Below are 19,600 nucleotides of genomic sequence, written 5' to 3'. Positions count from 1 at the left end.
TGTACCTACTCGACCGAGAGTTGTGGTGGTTGCGGGTATTTCGCCTTCTTCTCGAATTCTGTAGTGGCACAGTCAATTCGGAATCCGGACGCGGTATGTGCGATGGCGTCGGCAACGGCCCGTGAGGTGTCGGCGCGAAACCTGAAGCTGGCGCCGATCCCCACATATCCGCTTGTTTCGGTAATGGCTTGACCGACAGCCGGAATCGCATAGTGGTAGGGCGCGTATTCGGGTGAGACGTCGAGTCGCGTGGCCGTGACCACACAAGGTGGTGGTAGGGGAGGGCGTACGAGTAGCTGGCCGGCGAGTTGTCCAGGCCCACGCGGTGGTGCCGTCGGGCTGCGGCCCATCTGGATGTCCAGCGCTGCGCCGACTAGGTCGTAATGGTGTACCTCGCGCCAAAGGTGAGTGGCTTCGGCCCCAGGGATCCGTCCAGCGATCTCCAGCAGTTGCAGTCGCGGGGCGTTGACTGGCCCCAAGAACAGTTCGAGGTGAAACACGGTGGGGGTGCCCGCGCTCAATGCTGTCAGCACTGAGCACGCGAAGTCTGCCATTTTCACGTTGAGCGCCTGGTCGTCGATGTCGATTGTTCCCCAACTGTTTTGGCCGGTGGCGAAGTCCAGGCAGCTGTGGAGATAGCGTGAGCCGCGCCAGGGCCCGAGTTCGGTGCCTGTCCAGACCCCGTCGACCGAGCCGGTCTCGTCGGGGCACAACCGTTGGACGAGAAAGGGTTCGTCCTGTAAATCGGGCAGGTTCGCGAGTTCGGCGGCATGGCGCAAGGTGACGATGTCGCGGCTGGCGGCACCCAGTCGGGGTTTGACGAGCACGGGCCACCCGAATCGCCTAGCGAATGTCGAGATCGCCGTTGCGTTTGGTGCATCCGCGAAGGCGGGTACCGCGATGCCGGCTGCCGTCGCCCGTTCGTACATGACCAGCTTGTCCCGGAATGGTAATGCGTGCGCTGGTGTGTCGCCGGCGATGCCGAACTCTGATCGCAGTTGTGCGGCTGTCAGCAGATCTGTCTCACTGATTGCCACGATGCGTTCGGGTATGCCATGTCGTGTGATGAGTGTGCGGACGATGTCGTGCACTGGTTCGGTGTCGTCGAAGATCACAGTCTCGGTTGCTGCATGTTGTGGGATGCGGTCGAGGACTTGTGTGGCGCAGACATAGGTCACGGTGTTGGTGGTGTGATCGATGTGGTCCAGGTACGCGACGATGGGCCCGCGGGAGCGGTGAATCACGAGGATATGGGGGCGCACTGATCACTCCTGTCGGTTTTGCGAAGGCGGTGTGAGAGGGGGCCGAGGATGCGCATCCACACCAGCGCGGTGGACCCCGCGACGAACACAGCGGCGCCGATGAAGACCGGTCGTGGGTTGTCGCCGCCGAATCGGGTGAGTACTCCAGCGAGCATCGTGCCCGCTGCCGCGGCTACGAGTACGAGCGAGCGGGCTGCGCTGGTAACCCGGCCCAGTAGCGCTCGTGGTACGACTTGCTGGCGCAGTGTGCGGACCACGACGACCACGACCATGGACGCCCCGGCAAGGAGCGCGTTAGCTGCAGCCAGCCATACAAGGCCGGGGGCGAAGCCCGCTGAGGTGAGCCCGAGGGCCATGATGAGCGCAGCAGTCAGGCATGCGGGAATCGGTGACCAGCGCGCTCCGATTGCAGCTGTGATCAGCGCACCGAACGCTCCGCCGACTCCCCCTCCGGCGAGGACGAGGCCCATCAGTGCGGAGGAAGCGCCGAGGCGCTCATGGGCGAAGAACGGGATCAGTGTCTCGGTCGCGAGGCCGAACGAGGTCATCACTTGCAGCGCCGTGATGCCTGCGATGAAGGGCTCGGTGAGGAGGTACCGCAGTCCCGCCCGGAATTCTGTGCCGAGGGACCCGAGGACGTTCGGTGCTGTCCCCGTACGATCTTCCGTCGCGATACTGGTGATTTTGGTGAATTCCGGGGGCTGCAGGCGTTGGTATGTTGTCCATACGGTCAGAGCCGATATGGCGAAAGTTGCCGCATTTGTCAGCAGAGCCGCTTGTTGGCCTGCTGCGGCTATGAGCACACCCACTGTAGCCGGACCTAGTACGAGTGAAAGTTGTCCGGAGGTTTCCAGAAATCCGTTGACGCGTAGCAGTTGTGTGCCTGTGTATATGTCCCGGATCGCGACGGCGAGTGCTGTTTCGAAGAATACTGTGGCCACACCGGCAACGCCGGCGAGGGCGAGGATTGCCGCGACTGGGCATCGTCCAATCACTAGTGCCATGGCCATCAGTACGAAGACGGCCATTCGTACAGCGTCTGCGGCGAGCAGTACGCGCCATGGGTTGGTGTGATCCACCAGTGGGCCCGCGGGCAGTCCAGCGATCAGATAGCCGATCACGCGCGGGGCTGCGGCAAGTGCGGACAGGACCGGACTCGCGGTCAGTTGTAATACGAGCAGAGGTACGGACAGAACGGCCAAGCCGTCACCGAGCAGCGAGGTCGATTGGCCGAGAAGGAACAGCCGGTTACCGACCATCGCCAGTCACCGTCCAGGTGTAGCCGACAAGTGACTCCAATCGTGCGCCATGATCGGTTTTGAGACCCCATTCGAGAGTGCCGTAGTCGATACGTTCGATGCCTCTCTGCAATGCAGCGCGGACTTGTGCGTAGAAGGAGGTGACGAAGTAGGCGCCGTCCGCTTCGGGGAGTTGCCCGCACCATAACTGGCGCAGTGTATTTCCGTTACGCAGACCATGGGTGAAGCCGACGATCCGGCCCTCGTGCTGTACCGCGGTCACTACGATGTCTTCGCGACGGTAGTGTGTCAGCATTCGATCCAGCGCTGCGGATTGCGTTTCACGATCGGCGGGGGAGTTGTATTTGCGCAGCAGTGCGAGGCGTAGTTCCAATACGTCGTCGCGTACCTCGGCCAGATCGACCTCGCCGACGCTCATATCCTTCTCTGCGAGGCGGCGCAGGATCCGTCCGATGCCCTTGCGGCGGGGACGGGGCAGGTGGTTCAGGTATTCGTCCATGCTTTCGAATCTCAGCGGAAGTACACATGTTGGATACAGTTCGACTGCTGCTGCGCCGAACTGGATGAGAGCTCGACGTATCAGCTCCTGTCGTTCGGCCAGGTACAGAAACGACACTGATCGTGCCCCTTGTGCCGCGGCCCAGGTATCCAGTGCGGTCAGCGTTTCTGTCAGTGAAGCCGGATCGGCAGCGCCGGAACCGGCTGCCGCACAAGAGTATCCGGGGAGGGTCACAAGCACGGACGGATACAGTGCCGAGGTATCGGATCGCGCGGTTGATGGTTTTCGTGGCGCGGGGGAGGGGAGATCGCCGCGCAGCGCGGCTGCGATATCGAACCGAGCATCGGCAGGTGGAGACTGCAGCCACCGGGCATGCAGCCCGACCTGTGGATGCCCGTCCACCGAAATCACCAGCCATCGAGGTTCACCGGGAAGGAGCGGTCCCATGGTGTCGAGCCAGGGGACTGACACGGTGTAGTCGGACGTTTCTGCTGCGAGGTCGATCCAGTGGGAGGGGCGAACGAATGTGGCTCTCAAATCGACATGCATGGGTCATCCCGCACCTCATGGGGGTGGGTGGCCCATGGATCACTCACCCGAACGCGAACATCAATTAATACGTTATATATTGTGCCGTCAGTCAGTGTATCAATAACTGTCCTGTTTAGCCAGATCATGTTGCCGACTCGGTCTATTCCAGGGTTATGCTTGGTCACAGTCGGATCTGGCAATCAGTTGCGACCGGTTCGTCGCCAATCGCAAGGACCGGTGGGAACCCTAGTCAAGAGCAATATCCCTATAAGACGTTAGATAGCGGCCCGTTAACTGCTGTTCAAGTGTGGGGGGCGCTCCGGATGAGTACCGCACCAGCCGAGCGTCGGGTGCGGTACAGGGAGATCGGCTCCGCGCGATCGTGCGCGTTGCATGTGGTCTCGCCGCCTGTTCAGGTGTCAGGCAGGGCTCGCACTGACCGTTGCAGACCGTCGGAGATAGGTCTCGTCCAGATCCCATGAGAGAGTTGACGATCGATGACGGGGTGTGCCTCGTCCGTCCGGGGGAGTGGACCTGGTTCCTTGGGCGTGCCCGAGTGTTGAAAGGAATGTCATCTGATGCGCTCTGTTTTCGATCATCACGAGTTGCGCCAGGGGTGTGGTGTGCCAGATCGCACGGCTGGGGCGTGCTCGATGAGTTGGCCTGCTGAGAAGGAATGTCTCGATGGCCCAGCGCGGTGTGCGGGTCGCCGGAGATGATCGCGGATTCAGACCGGATGGACTTCGACGACCTTGACGCGCGCGTGGCCGCGTATGCCGCATCCGCAGACTCGAACAATACTGTGCGTACCTACATATGGGCGTGGAAACGGTTCACTGCCTGGTGTGAGCGGACGGGGCATGTTTCGTTGCCCGCGAGTCCGCAAACGATCAATAGATACATGACCCAAGCCGCCGATGATTCTGACAATCCGGTGGCTTCGAGCACCCTCGAGGTGTGGCGGGCGGCGATCGCGTGTATGCATGGTCAGGCCGGGCTGGCCGATCCGACCGCGGATCCCTCTGCGCGTCGTACCCGTCGTGGAATTCGCAAGACACGTGCCGTGTCTGGCGAAACTCTGCTTCGTGCACCGGTTGCCGTTCTGTCGGATGTGCAATCCATGGTCGAGACGGCTCATGCTGATGCGCGGACATGGCGCGCGCAGGTGGCCGCCCGTCGCGATATTGCTTTGATCCTTGTGAGCTACGACTTCGCGCGTCGCCGCAGTGACACCGTTGCGCTCACGATCGGTGATCTGGCAGTGGTCGAGGACGACACCGTGAATGAGCGGTTATTGCGTATGCGATTGCCGGGCAACAGTATTGGTCATGGTCGTGCGCAGTTTATTTATCGCCCGCGTGGATCGCGCGATGGGTTGATGTGTTCGTGGTGTGGGCTGGCGCGATGGATCGCGGTCTTGTATGCCTGCGACTCGGCGGCCGAGGCTGCCCGTGGCCGAAGCGGTGAGGCTCTCAGCGACGCTCGCTCTGTTGCTGTGCAGCGACTGCTACGTCGAGATACCGGCGACCCACGTGAGCACTGCTGTGGCGGAACCTGGCTGGTCGGTCGCGCCGCTGCCAGCATATTCCGGTCGTTGTCGCACGGCGGAATCCCGCATGCACCGGAGACCGCCCTATCCGGGCGATCGGTCAGCGCAATCATCAACGCGCGCTCTCGCGAGGCCGGAATCGGCCGCCGAAGCGGGCACTCCCTGCGTGCGGGCGTGTCAACTCAGATGTATGACGATGGAGCCACGGACGAACAGGTCATGGCCTTGGCCGGATATCGAAATCCTGCGAGCGCGCAACGATACGATCGCCGTCGTGCGCAGCGCAGTGCCGCCTCTTCGACGGGGTTGTAGGGAGGCACAAGCGTGACCCACTACCGGTGCGTGCGATTGAATAACAAGGCAGGTTCGGAGATCGAGACGTCGACGCGCTTGGTGCTAACGCAGCGTCCCGAACCACGTGTGCTGGTTATCGGAGTACGCAGCGGGTCGAGTCGAGGAGAGGACCCTGATCGCAGTGGGCGGGGCGGAGAGGCGAGGGACGGAATCCATGATCGCCGGTGCGTTCACGGATGATGTGGGGCTGAGCCGTGAACATGCGCGCGAGTGGCGGCAATTCGTTCGCTGGGCTGCTGCCGCCGACCTGATTGCGCTGCCGGCCTCGGCGTGCACGGTGCTGGCTTATCTGAGCGAGTATCCGGGTACCCTCGCAACTCAACGCGGTCGCCTGACTGCGCTCAATGCCGCCCATCAGCGGGCCAGACAGCCGATTCCTGGTGCGGCCGAAGCGGTGCGGCGTGTGCTCAATCCCGGTCGGGCCGAGCGTTTGCACGCGGTGCGACTGTATGCGGATCTCGCCGTTGCTCGCCTGCCGATGTTCGGTTGGCCCGAGGCGCTCATCGGCCGCCGTGATGCGGTCATCGTTTTGCTGGCCGCGTCGGGGCTCACCTGGCGTCAGGTCGCGGAGTTGAAGCAACGCGATGTGATTCTCACCGAGGACGAAGTCCAGCTCGGCTCTCAACCGCTGTTGAGTTTGCCGGCCACACACCAGCGTGACACTTGCCCGGTCGAGATCTTTCGACGCTGGCACGAGATTTTGGTCCACGCTCCTTCTGCGGTAGGCCACCGTCACTTGTGTGTTCTGCTGTCCGAACCTCATTCCGACGGTGACGATTCCGCGTTGGTGTCGCTGCCTGGGGAGTATCGCGACCAGCCGTTGTTGTGCGACTTCGACTCGCGTGGCATGGCGGTGGGTGTCGTGGCTGAGCTCGATCCGCTCTCCGCTGATCAGATCGCGACGATCGCGAGCGCTCGTCTTCTCGGGCCCAAGACGCGGAGCGCACTGCCTGGTGATCTCGACCAGGGTTATCACGAGCGAGGTATCGCCGCACGCTGGCGTGCTCAGCCTCTGCTGAACGAACTCGACGAGCTCCTGGACAAGGTCGATACCATCGCCGCAAGATTTGGTATCTATTAGCCAGATTCGGTGCTCTACCGACAGTGACGCCACACTACATACATTTATCTATATATGCGTATGTATGCACTATATTTCCGTCTGTCGAACCCAACCGACATGACGGCTGGATCAAACAGGACCGCCTCGACGAAGAACCCGATGCATGTGGTGGATCTGCGAGCTGCGATGCACTGGTGGTCGATCCCCGTGTCGCAGTTCGTTTTCTCAGTGCGGTGACCGCTCGCCAGGCACCGACCCGAGTGCGATGGGGGCTGAGACTCGTCATTCGCTCGCCGGCTCGGCAAGAGTATCGATCGAGAACTCATGCATGTGCCGCGCGCAGCATCACCACATATGCGGCGATGCTGCGGTGGGCGTGGTGGCGGTGCGTGTGATCACGCCACACCAGTCACGCAACGCGCAGAAGGCTTTACAGGATTACGCTGCGTGAGTCGTTGTGCCGAGTCTTCGTCCTTAGGGTGCCGACAGATAGCCTTCCCTGGAGAACTGTGCGATGTAGCGGTGTATCAGTTCCCGATCGACGGCGGGGCAGTGAATAGTTTTGCCATGCAGCATTTTTCGGGTGTAGGTGTCGGAGTATTGAGTGTGAGCGGCGAGCGCGGCGAAGGTAGGTGCCAGCAGTGCCGCGCGTGTGAGGGAATCATCGCCGCTGGTGGCTCGGGTGTTCGACTGCTCCTCCAGTTCGCGGCGGAGTGCGTCGAGTGAGGTCACTGCGATCGGTAGACCGTGTTCGCGCAGGCATTGCAGGACCTCATCGACAGCGACGGGTGTGTGGTTGACCAAGTGATAAACACTGTGTTGGCGTGGCTGGGTGGTGATGGCGATGATTGCTTGTGCGACATAGTCGACCGGAACAAGTGACACGCGCGCATCGTCCATTGGTGGCGCGGCAGCGAGGATGGCGGCGGCGCGAATCATGTTCCAGAAGGCGTCGTCGGGGTTGTTGACGGCAGTGCGGGTGTGGCCGCAGATTGTGCCAGGTCGGAAGATCGTAGTGGGCACTCCACGCTCTCCGGCTTGGCGAATCAATTCCTCGCCAACCCATTTCGAGGTCAGATACCCATTGTCTTGCACTTGGTGCGCATGGAGCCGGTCGTCTTCCGCGACGATGCGCGGGACCTGGTTGGCTGGTATCGCGGCTCCGAGAGTGGAGATGAAGTGCACCGGCTTGATTCGGAGGGTCGTGGCCAGCTGCAGTATCGATCGAGTGCCTTGCACGTTGACTTGGCGTAGGCGTTCGTATGGGTCGAGATGATTGACTCGTGCTCCGTTGTGGTAGATCGCATCCACTTGGTCGGCGAGTTGTGCGAATTGTGCGGGTTCGAGTCCCAGTAGTGGGGCGCCCAGGTCGGCGCGCAGCGCCGAGACACGCTGATCGACCAGTGCGGTGGGTAGCTGAAAGCGTTTGAGGGATTCGATGATTCGGTGCCGCGCGGATTCGTGGTCTGTTGCGCGGACCAGACACCATACGTGTGCGTTCGTGGTGGTGAGCAACTCGTGAAGCAGGTGTGTGCCGAGAAACCCGGTGGCACCGGTCAGTAGCACCTGGTGTGCTGGTTCATTGGCGCGAGGCATCGGCTCGGGCGCGATGATGGATGGTTCGAGGATGGCATCGATCGCAGGCTGGCTGTGTGGGTGCGGTGATTGGTTTCCGGTGAGGTAGGCCGCTACACCGCGGACGGAGGGTGCGGCCAGGATTGCGCGCATGGGAACGTCGTGGCCGAGTTGTTGTGCGAGTCGTTGGTGCAGCAGGAATATCAGCAGCGAGGATCCGCCCAGCTCGAAGAAATCATCGGTGACACCGATGCGCGGGACGTCGAGTACGTCGCGAAACACCTGGGCGATGTTGCGTTCGAGAACGGTGGTGGGGACGGTGTCTTCGGTCGTGGTGAAGGGGGGTTCTGGCAGGGCTGCACGGTCGAGCTTTCCGCTGGTGTTGACCGGAAGTTCGGGGATCACGGTCACATTCGAGGGAATCATGTAGCTGGGCAAGGTGTCGGACAGGTGGCGCCGCAGCAGTTTCGGATCCGCGGTGGCGCCGGGTCGCGGGACCACGTATGCGAGCAAGCAGTCGTTGCCGTTGCGGCGTCGTACCGCGGCGGCGGCTTGCGCCACCGCGGGATCCTCGAGGAGGACCGATTCGATCTCCGCCAGTTCGATGCGATGGCCGCGGATTTTGATTTGCGAGTCGGTACGTCCCAGGTAGTCCAGCGTGGCGTGGGAGCCCACGCGGGCCAAATCGCCGCTGCGATAGATACGCGTGCCGGGTGCGCCGAAGGGATTGGCGACGAATCTGGCCGCGGTCAGTGCGGGGGCACGATGGTAGCCGCGTGCGAGTTGGTCACCGGCGAGCATGAGTTCTCCCGCCGCGCGTGCGGCGGTGGGGTGCAGGCGTGAATCGATGATGTGGCATTGGCTGTTCCATGCCGGCACGCCGATCGGCACGGTGGGTGTGCACAGATCGGTGTCCTGGACGTGATGTTCGGTGATGCTGACAGCGGCTTCGGTGGGTCCGTAGAGGTTGTGCAGTTGCGCGGGACACAGGGTGGTGAACGCGCGCGCTGTATCGGGCGGCAGTGCCTCTCCGATGACGAATACCGCCCGCAGAGAACACAGTTGATGTGGCTGTGCCGATCGTGTGAGGAGGGTGAGCATGGTGGGGACGAAATCGGTCAGGGTGATGTGGTGTGTGTCGATCAGCCGAGCGATTGCGTGGGGGTCGCGGTGTTCGTCGTGTGTGGCCAGGACCAGTCGAGCCCCGCTCGAGAGGGGCAGGAAGTATCCCCAGAGTGAGACGTCGAAAGTGGCAGCGGTTTTGTGCAGATAGATGTCGGGGGGTTCGACGTGGTAACGAGTGCGCATCCAGGTGAGTTGGTTGACGATCGCATGATGGGTGACCACGACGCCTTTGGGGCGGCCGGTGGATCCGGAGGTGTAGATCACGTAGGCGGGGTGGTCGGGGTGTAGCGGGGTGGTGCGTTCACGGTCGTGTACCGGTGCGCTGGGGAATTCGGCAAGGTCGAGCGTGTCGATCGTGTGAGGGTTTCCGGTGGTGAACTGGTCGCTGGTGGTTGTCAGGATCATTTGGGCGCCAGCCGATTGCAGGATGTGCTCGATCCGTTGGTGCGGATGGTCGGGGTCGATCGGTACCCATGCTGCGCCTGCTTCGGCGATTGCGTGCAGCGTCACGACTTGGTCGATCGATCGGCGCATGGCGACAGCGACGATCGATTCGGGGCCGATTTTCTGGGTGATCAACCAGCGCGCCAGTCGGGTGACGCGGGCGTGCAGGTGAGCGTAAGTGATCGAGTCGATGCCACAGGTCACCGCGATTGCGTCCGGTTCTCGAGCTGCTTGGCGTATCAGAGCCGCGCCGAGGGGTTCGTGTGGCACGGGGTGGTCGGCACCGTGCAGCCGGTTCGGCGGGTTGTCGTCGGTGAGTGCCAGGTCTCCGACGGGGGTGTGTGGGTCGGTGAGGATCGAGGAGAGTAGATGCAGGTAGGCGTCGAGGAATGCCTGCACTGTCGATTGGTCGAACAGGTCGGTGCTGTAGCCGAATCGTATGGCGATGGGTCCGGGGGTGCCGTCGGTATTTCGGGTGTCGATCACGCCGATGTGCAGGTCGGTTTTGACGGTGTCGGAGTCGACTTCGACCATTGTCGTGGCGGTGTCGGGTATTTCGAGGTGGGCTTGGGTGAAGTTCTGGAAGGCGAACCCGACTTGGTAGAGCGGGTGACGTCCGGGAGAACGTATGGGGTCGATCGTGTCCACGACGTGTTCGAAGGGCACGTCGGAGTGGGCGAAGTTGGTCAGGTCCTGAATGCGGGTTCGTGCAAGCAGCGAGACGAAGCTTTCGGCGAGATCCAGACGTGTGCGTGAGACCGTGGTGTTGACGAACATGCCGACGACACCGTTGAGGGCAGGTTCGGCGCGGTTGGTCATCGGCACGCCGATCGCGATGTCTCGGGTGTCGGAGAGGCGGGCGAGCAGGATCGCCAGCGCGGTGCGCATCACCATGAATATGCTCGCGTGTCGACTGCGTGCGAACTCGAGCAGTTGCCTGTGGACCTGCGAGGGGACAGTGCCGTCGAGACTGGCTCCGCGAAGTGACGCGATCGCTGGGCGGGGCCGGTCGCTGGGCAGATCGAGTTGTTCGGGCAGGCCGTCGAGCTCTTGCTGCCAGTATCGCAGTTGTTGTGCCAGGAGAGAGCCGGCGGTGTGTCTGTCGCCGAGCAGGTTCTGTTGCCAGAGTGCGTAGTCGGCGTACTGCACGCTGATCGGAGTCCAGGTGGGTGTGTTTCCTGTGCGGCGTGAGGTGTAGGCCAGCGTCAGGTCGGTGGCCAGGGGTGCCAGGGACGAGCCGTCGGCACAGATGTGGTGCATGGCGCAGACCAGGATGTGTTCATCTGGTGTGCGCAGTAGCCGTACCCGCAGTGGGACGTGGGTGGTGACATCGAAGCCCGCGCGCAGAATGCGATGTACGTGTGCGGAGATGTCGTGCGTGTCGATGTCGCGCGTGGCGAACAGATCGGTGACCGAGGCGGGGTCCAGGATCTGTTGGTAGGGGCCGCTTTCGTCGGTGGGGTATCGAGTGCGCAGGGCTTCGTGGCGGGTGAGCACGTCGTTGAGTGCGGCGTGGAGCGAGGGTTCGTCGATGCCGGTCAGGTGTAGAGCGAACCCGATGTTGTCCACGGCGGAGGCGGTATCGAATTGGTTGCGCAGCCAGAACCGTAGTTGATTGGGGGAGAGGGGGATTCGTTCGGGCCGGATGCCGGCCTGTAGCCGTGGTCGCGGTGCGTCGAAATGCTGGGAACGGATTGCTTTGGTGAGGGTGGCGACGGTCGGGTGATCGAAGATCAGTTGGGTGGGGATGCGTAACTGCCAGGTATCGCTCAGGCGGGCTGCTACCTGGGTCGCCAGGAGAGAGTTGCCGCCGGCGGTGAAGAAGTCGGTATCGCTGCCGAGGTTTTGGTGCCCCAGTACGTGAGCGAAGACGTCGGTGATCGCTTGTTCGCCGACGTTCGCCGCGGGGCGCGCAAGGGCGGGGTCCCGATGTGTGGATAGTGCACGCAGTGCGGTTCTGTCGATTTTTCCGGTGGGTGTCAGAGGGAACTGGTCCAACACGGTCACCGAGTTCGGCAGCATGAAGGTCGGCAATTGCGTTGCGAGGGCGTCGGTGAGTTCGGTGGGGTGTGGTTGGGTGTGCGGTTGTGCTCGCACGAAGGCGACGAGTTCGGTGTCGCCGGTTGCAGTGGCGCGAGCCACGGTGACGGCGGCCTCTACACCCGGCAGGTGAGTCAGCGCGTGCTCGATCTCTCCGAGCTCGATCCGTTGGCCGCGAATTTTGACTTGGTGATCGGTGCGCCCGTGATATTCGAGGTTGCCGGTGTCGAGGCGGCGAACCAGGTCTCCTGTGCGGTACATGCGTTCACCCGCGGTGCCGAGTGGGTCCGCGACGAATCGTTCGGCGGTCAACTGTTCTTGTCCTGGGTATCCGCGTGCGAGAGCGGGACCCGTCAGATACAGCTCGCCGATCGCGCCCGGGGCGGCCGGTCGAAGTCGTACGTCCAGTACTCGGTAGCCCACGCCGGGGATCGTCGCCCCGATGGTCACGGCGGTGTCAGAGTGCAGTGGTCTGCTCAGGGTGGCCGCGATGGTGGTTTCGGTGGGGCCGTAGAGGTTATGGAAGCGTCTGTCGGTGCTGGCCCATTGCGTGAGCAGTGAGGGTGGGCAGGGTTCTCCGCCCACGACGAGCGTGGTGAGGGTATCGAGCCCGTCGGGGTTGATGGTTGCCAAGACCGAGGGGGTCAAGAACGCATGGGTGATGCGATGCCGATGCAGGAATTCGGCGAGTTCTGCCCCGCCCATGATCGTGGGCGGGGCGATCACCAATGTGGCGGCGGACCCGATCGTCATGAGCAGTTCGAGGATAGAGGCGTCGAAACTCAGTGAGGCGCAGTGCAGTGCCCGTGCATTGGTGGTGACCGCCAGGCTGGTGCGCAGATGCGCGCAGAGGCTCTCGAGCCCTGCGTGTGTGACACCCACACCCTTGGGTTTTCCGGTCGAGCCGGAGGTGTAGATCATGTAGGCGATGTTCGAGATGCGTAGTGGTGCACGGCGATCGAGATAGGAGATCGCGCTTGTCGGTTCCAATGCCAGTTGCTCGCGCAGGTGTGGGTCGTCGACCGCTAGCCAGCGGATGTTGGCGGGAGGATCGATCAGATACCGCTGATGAGTGAGTCCATAGGTGCATCCACTGTCGGTGAGTTGGTAGTCGATCCGTGCACGGGGGGCAGTGGGATCTACCGGTACGAACGCGGCTCCGGTCTTGGCGATCGCCCATGTGGCGCTGATCGAATCCACCGATCGGGGTAGTGCAATGGCAACCCGGTCCTCGGGTCCGATGCCGAGCGCGCACAGTTTGCGAGCCCATTGGTTGGTGTGCGCGTCGAGCGCTCGATAGCTGAGTGTGGTGCCCTCGGTGAGGACGGCGATGGTGTCGGGACTGTGTGCGGCAGCGGCAGCTAGCAGTGATGGCAGCGTCCGACCAGCTGTGGTGCTCCCGCGTCGGGGACGAGGGGAGCGGGTGTCAGTCAGACGGGTTCCGTCACGCATATGTTGTCCTGCCATGGTGGGGAGGGGGATGCCTCGCTGATGCTATGACTCATCGACGGAGTCACCGTGTGATTCTTCGATCCGGGGTAGGTGATCGGAGACCGTGAACCTGATCGCGTGGCAACCGCAAGGAAGAGATGTTCCGTTGGGGCAGTGTGTGTTTCGATCGGCACAGATATGTGGTCGCGCCCGTGATTGGTCGACCGGTACGCGGTGGTCATCCCACTACTGGGAAGGTTTGCCCGGTGAGCTGTAACTCGGGCGGCGGTCTGTGCTCGCACGGTCACTGAGCGGGAGAGCAAGCAGTGCAGGCAACGTATGCGGCTCGGCGGTGCTCTTCTCATCCTCGGGAATGATCAAGACTGGGAGGCATCGGCGCGCTGGCCGGCGCGTGTGGCTGAGTGCGAGCAAGATCCGACACGGCAGTCAAAGGCGGTGCCTGATGAGCAGTCGGTACAAGGTGGATCCACCCTTACCGCATCCAGATGGAGCATCGACAGCTCTGAGCGGTTTCATCGACTGGGGTACTACGGCGATCGAGGCCTACCTCCACATTGTCGGCCCGGGTGGGACTGTCCCCGATTTCCTCACGCAACTCGCAGGTGACCGGCAGGTCTTGACCATCGATCACGCGTCCAGTGCGGTGACAGTCACCGACTACAAGGACCTTGCGCAACAACTCGACTCTGCGAAGACTCAGATTCAGGTGAGTGACCGCGATGTCGGCACATCCACCGCGTCAGTGTCGGTGCTCCTCGGGGAGGTCTCGTCCGATATCGATCACTACGTGACCGAATTGAGGGTGACGCTGCAGAACACTCCACCAGCTATTCGACCCAAACCCAGCATTGACGATCCTTACCCGAGCAAATATCTGCCTGCAGGCGTGGAGACGTCCCTGATGTCGGCAATTGCGGGCGCGGTGGGCAAGACGCACGACAGAGTGCTCAAGGCTATCGCGGAGATGAAGACTCGGGCAGGAGGCATCAGCGACCAAGTCTCGGCACCGGTCGGTTCGGATGCGAGCCTGCCTGCAGGCAGTGGTGGTGGGGTGGTAATGCCTTCAATGTCGAGGGGTGGTTCAGATCGTTTGTATGGTGGATCGGGCAGTCAGAAGCTCGGCAAGGCCGGTTTTCCGCGCAATCAACCGATTGACGACGAGCAGCCGGTAGATCCCCAGGAGATCTATAGCTATCTCCGAGGCAAATACAAATTAACGCACAACGAAGCTGTCGCCATTCTCGGCAACATGCAGGTCGAGTCTGGACTTAAACCGGGGAACGAGAACAAGCAGGAAGGTGCTATCGGGTTGATCCAGTGGGAAGGCGGGCGCGATGATAATTTGCAGGCGTTCGCGGGTGCTCGTGTGCGCGACTGGCGAGCGCAGGTGGACTTCATGATGTATGAGCTGAATGGCTCGGAATCGGCTGCTTTCGCTGGATTCCGTGAACGTGCAGCATTGTCGCCGGCCGAGGGTGCGGCATATTTCGACGAGTTTTACGAGCGAAGTAAAGGAACCACGCGACAGGAACGGATCGGTTATGCGATGGCGTTCGCGAAATCACTTGCTGATACCCCGACGAGGGGACCGTCTACGAGAGGACCGTCGGCGATGGTGTGATTCGACGAGCGCTCTAGCGCGCACGATCGCTCGTATAGAGGGAGTGCTGCCGTATTGCAGGTACTTGTAATACGACAGCTGTGGCGAGGGCTCCTATAGCTAGGGGTTGGCGACGTGGTAGGCGGCGACGACATGGGCTTGGATGCGGCCACGGCTCGAGACATCGAAACCGTTGTTACGTGCCCATTCTCGGATGGCGGAGCTCTGTTCGCGGTCGCGGTCACTGGCGGGGCGGGCCTTGGTGTTCTTGGTACGGGCTGTGCGTCCCGTGCGTCGCGCGTGCACGCTCCACTCGGCGAAGAGTTCACGCAGTTGCTTGGCGTTACGCGAGGATAGATCGATTTCGTAGGCAGCGCCGTCCAGTGCGAACGAGACCGTCTCCTCCGCAGCGGACTTCTCATCGAAGTCGTCGATGAGCGTCACTACGACCTTGCGTGCCATGAACGGCCTTTCTATCGACGATGTCAGACGTGGTGAATGTTATCGGACGCGAGCGAGAGAGTGCTCACAAGGATGACTGTGCGCTGGTCACACCCGCCGAGTGCAGCGCTCCCCGGGCGTTCAAGAGCCGCGCTCTTGGGGTGCACGAAAGGTATAGGGAGCGAAGTGATCCTAGGACGGCCGATGCGACCTTCTTGGCGGCGGAACGAGGGTCTGCACGAGGCCGCTGAACACTCTACCGTTGCACGGATGTCTACTCGCAATGAGTTCTGACTATCGAGCAGACGCTGCGGAGACTCGATCCGCGCATCGGTCGTCCTTGGAGGCGATCGATAGCACGTGGCTCAACTCGGTCACGCACACTCGGCTGAGGAGTCTCTGTGGTTGCCGGAGGGCGCGGGTGCTCGCTGCGATGTGTGCACAGAGATGATCAGCGAACTCGTGGAGTTGGTGCGCCGCATTCGATCGACGCTCAATCAGGACATATCGCTCATCAGCGACGAGATGTTGGTCAGGTACCCGCGAGAACTTGCTCATGCGCTTCAGAGCAAGGTGCGAGAATACGACGATGTCGATCGAGAACTCAAACGATTGATCGATGATGTCGCGCAGGACATGTCGCCGACCAAACATTTCGACCGTGTCGTCGAGGTACGAAGACCGATGTGCACGAACGACTATGGCCCCCATATCCCTGTGGTAGCTTTTCGACCTGTCGACGCTCCGGCCTTCGATGGGTATCCTACGAGATTCCAAGCGAACCAAGGAATTATCCATGACTGTGGTGTTATCGCGACCATTGGAGCGGTCGCGGAGCATCGCCCCGAGGCCATCAAAAACGCGATTGTCTCGCGCGGCGACGGTATCTACGAGGTGACGCTACATTCGATCGAACGCGCGACGAAGGAAAATCCGGTCGCTTACCCCATCGGTGGAACGACGATCTTTCGAATCAGTGACGAAGTTCCTTACGCTGGTTCTGGTCGACGCCGCGAACCGATCGGAGCGCGTGGCCCCACGTGCGCGTGGCCCTCCCTTCTTGAGAAGGCTCTCGCGGCCGAGGACCAGGCCTGGACCGACGAGCAGCTCAGGGATTGGGGGAAGAAGTGGGCGTCTTCGAAGAAGGAATGGGTCGATTCAGTTCGGCACGATGGGGATTTGTCGTCCTCGCCAAGCTCGCCCCCGCTCGGCTACAACCGACTCGATTGTGGCATACCCGCATGGGATCATGCGAACCTTCTTGCACAACTCAGCGGTGAGCCTGCCGAAGTCCGGCAAATGCCGACGAACGGATCGACCCTTCTTCGAGAATTCCGCGACCGGTTGAACAACCACAAGCCGATCGTAGTGACAGCCGATGCGCTACATAGACTGAATACCCCGCCTCGCGGTATCTATCCGCACCATGCGTATCAGATCGTCGGACTTACTCGTAGCGGGATACAGCTTCACAATCCGTGGGGTGTGGTCCATCCTACGCCATTGCAGTTGGAGACATTTGTCCGATTGTGTACGCAACGATACGCAACGTTGACGTAATGGCCCCCCTGGGTGACCATTCTGGCCTGTTCGTTGTGGTGTTCTGATGCGCCGACTCCTGTCGAATGCTGTGCCGTCCTCGTCTTGGTGATGGTGCCAGGATCGTTATGCGCACCGTTCAATACGAACTGATCGGTTTCTCCGACGGTTTGGTCGGGTAAGCTGAGTGCCTGGGCCGTGGCACGCCTTACACCTGCATCGATTCCTGCACCTCAGGCGTGAACGCGGCTCTTTCTGGACTCTGCATTCGAGATCATCGCAAGCTGGAATAGCAGGTCAAACTGGTGAACCACTCTGGAAGTGGTTGCTTGTACTGCTGCCGCACAGTCGACGGAGTCTGTCAGGATCTGGGTGACGTGCGTGGGCGCTCCTTCACGCGCCTAGCTGCCCTTCTGGGCCCGCCCAGTCACCCTCTTCAACTTTGAACGCCAAATCGTTTTTCGAGAGTGGTCGTGGTCGGACTGCGTGCAGTTCTGACATGAATCCATGATCAGCGACCTCGTCGAAGTCCAACGGAACCTCAGCGATGGCACTTTGGAAATGGAGCTGCGCCGATAAAGAGAGCACCTCTGGGGGAAAGGTAATACAGAACCTGACGCAGGTATAGCTGTGTGGGAGGAACGCCATGAATCAAGTCGAGAGATCCGGCGCAAGGTCATGGTGCATGCCACTGAACTCGCTTGTGCAAAGCTGGGATTGGTCCCGATCGCGGTGGGTTTGAAGACAACTATGCCGCATTTCTGCCGTAGAGCCCGATCGCGAACCGACCTGTTAGGTGGTTGGTCGCCCCATTCCGATTGATCTCCAGCAGATTCCCCGGAGACGTTCTGATCTTGCGCCTGCGCGGGCTCGCCGTCTCACCACTGGCTAGGGAACTGTGGGCAGAGATCACGGCGCGCGGTAGCCCTGACGGAGTTCCGTGTGACGTCATGCGGTTTCGCGCAGGCTCGACAGCACCCGGATGGCATCTGACAACGGGATCATCCGGTCGGGCTGTTGGGCAGCTAAACCCATTTCGCAGAACTGGCGGATCAGGGCGCCCATGGGAATGCAGTGCTCGGCGGCGGTCGCGCGTAGGCGGTTACGCAGTTCGGGCGGCAGCTTGAGGGACGTGGTGACCATGCCGGCTTCGAGTTGCTCGGAGGTCGGCGGGAGTTCGGGTGTGGGCGCGGTGTCATCGAAGACGAGGCCGTTGAGGAAGTCCGCGGCGTCCTCGGGAGCGCTCGGGTAGCCCTGGTCCTGCGGATCGCTCATTGGTTGGCCTCCCATGCGTTGTACTCGGTCTGCTGATGTTCGCCCATGGGCACGGCCATGAGGATCTGCCAGCGCGCGGAGTGCGAGTCCGGTTGCCGCAGGACGACGATGAGCGCTCGCCCGTCGTCGCTGCGGCCCCATACGGTCAGGACCGGCAGATTTTGGCCTGTCCGGGCCGGCCGTGGCCATCGGCGCGCCGAGAACAACACTTCCATCACCTCCCAGGCCTGGACCTGGAACCGCTGGAGGAACTGCTTGGCTGTCGGTGCCCACTCGTACTCCACAACACCTACGATAATACCTCGGTATTACAGCAATTCGATGGAGGGGCGGCAACTCGGAGATGCCGGGGCATGGCGCAACTCCCAGCACCCCTCGGTGCGTCGACGAATCCCAATTGCCGCACCCCGACAGATGGCGCGCTGATGGCAGTATCCCCAGTTCGCGCCCCTATCCGGAACAGTTCTCCGAGACAGTTGGAGTTAGGACAGCGCTGGCCTCACCCTCCTGTCGCTTCGAGCGAACATCCGTTGAGGGGCGCTTGCGGGACGGGTAGGCATACCGATGTCGGTAGATGTACCAAACTCCGCCAGGCATGCCTGGAAAAACAGTGGACCGATCGTCTCGCCCCTCAGTGAGGGCATATGAACCGATCTGCCCGTGTCTTCGCGCGGCGCTTGAGCCCAACCTCGGTCTCTTGCGCGAGCTGAACGTCCGCTCCGTTCCTGGGAACTATAGGCACGTCCCTCAGGTGACATCGTCGCAGCTCGGCCGCGTATGCCAGACACTCGCACGGATGCTCGGTGGGACTCCCGTGGTTCGTCACAGTGACGTTGCGTCGGGCAGGGGTCGTCCCCGGGTTGTCGACGTCATGGCCTCTCCAAGCGGGGCATTCATGGGCGCAGGTTTTACGGTCCCCAGATCCCCGTGATAATTCGTTGCGTTTGTTACGTTGTAGGCACACGAAACAAACGAAACATTATGGTGAGTTCTGGCAGCCGATAAGTGAACCTTATCGGCGGCCAGAACTGAAGGCGCGCGCACTCGGTGTAGGTGCGGCGACATACGGTGTGAACCCGTCTGGGCCTTTGATCAGCATGTGAAAGCGCAGACCGACGGCTCCGACCCGTGCGGGATTGCCGTTGATGCCGTTACGGTTCAACCCCAAACTTCGACGACTCGACTGCCCATCTCGGCTGGCAGCGGCTGGACGCATCGCCGACGGTGCGCACCCGCACTCGGGGCAGCCCCGGGGGTCTGGCGCGTGGTCGGCCAGGCAAGGATTTGTTGGCGCTGTTGCCGACCGAGCTGGAGACCTATCAATCTCCGAATCGCAGTTCCACGGACGCTGACCTGCATCTGAACCTTTGGCCAGTAAGGAAGAAGTGACTGGCAGGCGCCAGCGACGGGTCGGAGAGTGTTTCGGCATCGTCGATGTCGTTGCGGTTCTTCGAATCTCGTGTTCGATGCGGTAGCCAGGGTGCTAGCCGGGATCGCACTGCGAATCGAGCGTGTCGAGAGGTATGAACTCGAAAGTATTGTATCGATCGATCGAATCAGTTAGATTTGCGGGAACTATTCAAACGCGCGAA

General features: G+C 61.6%; 11 protein-coding genes. 4 read left to right on the top strand and 7 right to left on the bottom strand.

All coding sequences use genetic code 11. From position 1 onward, the window contains the following. Positions 1–5 precede the first annotated feature (5 nt). The 3 genes from NJ1_RS15660 to NJ1_RS38080 are packed head-to-tail and all read right to left on the bottom strand — an operon-like array spanning position 6 to position 3,569. Complete coding sequence (locus NJ1_RS15660) at positions 6–1,262, bottom strand: ATP-grasp domain-containing protein (protein WP_067694134.1); 1,257 nt, start codon at positions 1,260–1,262, stop codon at positions 6–8. Then, positions 1,241–2,521, bottom strand: a complete 1,281-nt coding sequence (locus NJ1_RS38085) for an MFS transporter (protein WP_084478279.1) — start codon at positions 2,519–2,521, stop codon at positions 1,241–1,243. The genes NJ1_RS15660 and NJ1_RS38085 overlap by 22 nt, the downstream gene beginning before the upstream one ends. Further along, positions 2,511–3,569 (bottom strand): GNAT family N-acetyltransferase, encoded by a 1,059-nt coding sequence (locus tag NJ1_RS38080; RefSeq protein ID WP_084478277.1) that lies wholly within the window; start codon positions 3,567–3,569, stop codon positions 2,511–2,513. Before NJ1_RS38080 ends, NJ1_RS38085 begins: the two co-directional genes overlap by 11 nt. A gap of 718 nt (positions 3,570–4,287) precedes the next feature. On the opposite strand from NJ1_RS38080, the gene NJ1_RS38075 reads away from it, so the two are divergent. Next, positions 4,288–5,412: a tyrosine-type recombinase/integrase gene (locus NJ1_RS38075; RefSeq protein WP_169813147.1), complete on the top strand. Its 1,125-nt coding sequence runs from the start codon at positions 4,288–4,290 to the stop codon at positions 5,410–5,412. 196 nt (positions 5,413–5,608) lie between these two features. Next, positions 5,609–6,535 (top strand): site-specific integrase, encoded by a 927-nt coding sequence (locus NJ1_RS15645; protein ID WP_067694126.1) that lies wholly within the window; start codon positions 5,609–5,611, stop codon positions 6,533–6,535. 456 nt (positions 6,536–6,991) lie between these two features. Here the strand turns inward: NJ1_RS15645 and NJ1_RS15640 are convergent, their stop codons facing one another. Then, a complete protein-coding gene (locus NJ1_RS15640; RefSeq protein WP_169813146.1) occupies positions 6,992–13,153 on the bottom strand; it encodes a non-ribosomal peptide synthetase in 6,162 nt (2,053 codons plus the stop codon). A 442-nt stretch (positions 13,154–13,595) separates the two neighbouring features. Between NJ1_RS15640 and NJ1_RS15635 the strand changes: the two genes are divergently transcribed. Continuing rightward, positions 13,596–14,774, top strand: coding sequence for a phage tail tip lysozyme (locus tag NJ1_RS15635; RefSeq protein WP_067694120.1), 1,179 nt, complete (start codon positions 13,596–13,598; stop codon positions 14,772–14,774). Between the two features lie 99 nt (positions 14,775–14,873). Here NJ1_RS15635 and NJ1_RS15630 read toward each other — a convergent pair whose 3' ends face one another. After that, entirely contained in the window at positions 14,874–15,215 is a 342-nt protein-coding gene (locus NJ1_RS15630) for a histone-like nucleoid-structuring protein Lsr2 (protein ID WP_067694117.1), read from the bottom strand. A 426-nt stretch (positions 15,216–15,641) separates the two neighbouring features. Between NJ1_RS15630 and NJ1_RS39055 the strand changes: the two genes are divergently transcribed. Continuing rightward, positions 15,642–16,754 carry a calpain family cysteine peptidase gene (locus NJ1_RS39055; protein ID WP_157573986.1) on the top strand — a complete coding sequence of 371 codons (1,113 nt, stop codon included), beginning with the start codon at positions 15,642–15,644 and terminating at the stop codon, positions 16,752–16,754. 927 nt (positions 16,755–17,681) lie between these two features. On the opposite strand, the gene NJ1_RS15620 is transcribed toward NJ1_RS39055, so the two are convergent. Further along, positions 17,682–18,008 carry a hypothetical protein gene (locus NJ1_RS15620; RefSeq protein WP_067694111.1) on the bottom strand — a complete coding sequence of 109 codons (327 nt, stop codon included), beginning with the start codon at positions 18,006–18,008 and terminating at the stop codon, positions 17,682–17,684. Beyond that, on the bottom strand, positions 18,005–18,292 hold the full coding sequence (locus NJ1_RS15615; RefSeq protein WP_245717402.1) for a hypothetical protein: 288 nt from the start codon (positions 18,290–18,292) through the stop codon (positions 18,005–18,007). The genes NJ1_RS15620 and NJ1_RS15615 overlap by 4 nt, the downstream gene beginning before the upstream one ends. Positions 18,293–19,600 lie beyond the last annotated feature (1,308 nt).

The organism is Nocardia jejuensis NBRC 103114 (assembly GCF_001613145.1).
GTDB lineage: Bacteria > Actinomycetota > Actinomycetes > Mycobacteriales > Mycobacteriaceae > Nocardia > Nocardia jejuensis.
Note: the sequence above shows the minus strand (reverse complement) of the source record. Positions and strands in the feature narration are given on the sequence as shown.